This window comes from Duganella sp. GW821-FHT07G03 (assembly GCF_059418605.1).
In genome coordinates this window covers 1-551 of record NZ_JBWKQE010000064.1, presented here as the reverse complement: position 1 = coordinate 551, position 551 = coordinate 1, and the positions used below count along the sequence as shown (strand labels likewise).

At 52.3% G+C, this 551-nt stretch carries 1 rRNA gene; it reads left to right on the top strand.

The window, feature by feature from the left end:
• A 16S ribosomal RNA gene (locus tag AC07OK_RS30775) occupies positions 1-551 on the top strand; the annotation flags it as partial.

Genomic DNA, 551 nt, shown 5'->3' with positions numbered 1-551 from the left:
CTGCTCTAATACAGCGGGCTAATGACGGTACCTGAAGAATAAGCACCGGCTAACTACGTGCCAGCAGCCGCGGTAATACGTAGGGTGCAAGCGTTAATCGGAATTACTGGGCGTAAAGCGTGCGCAGGCGGTTTTGTAAGTTTGTCGTGAAATCCCCGGGCTCAACCTGGGAATGGCGATGAAGACTGCAAGGCTAGAGTTTGGCAGAGGGGGGTAGAATTCCACGTGTAGCAGTGAAATGCGTAGATATGTGGAGGAACACCGATGGCGAAGGCAGCCCCCTGGGTCAAAACTGACGCTCATGCACGAAAGCGTGGGGAGCAAACAGGATTAGATACCCTGGTAGTCCACGCCCTAAACGATGTCTACTAGTTGTCGGGTCTTAATTGACTTGGTAACGCAGCTAACGCGTGAAGTAGACCGCCTGGGGAGTACGGTCGCAAGATTAAAACTCAAAGGAATTGACGGGGACCCGCACAAGCGGTGGATGATGTGGATTAATTCGATGCAACGCGAAAAACCTTACCTACCCTTGACATGGCTGGAATCCC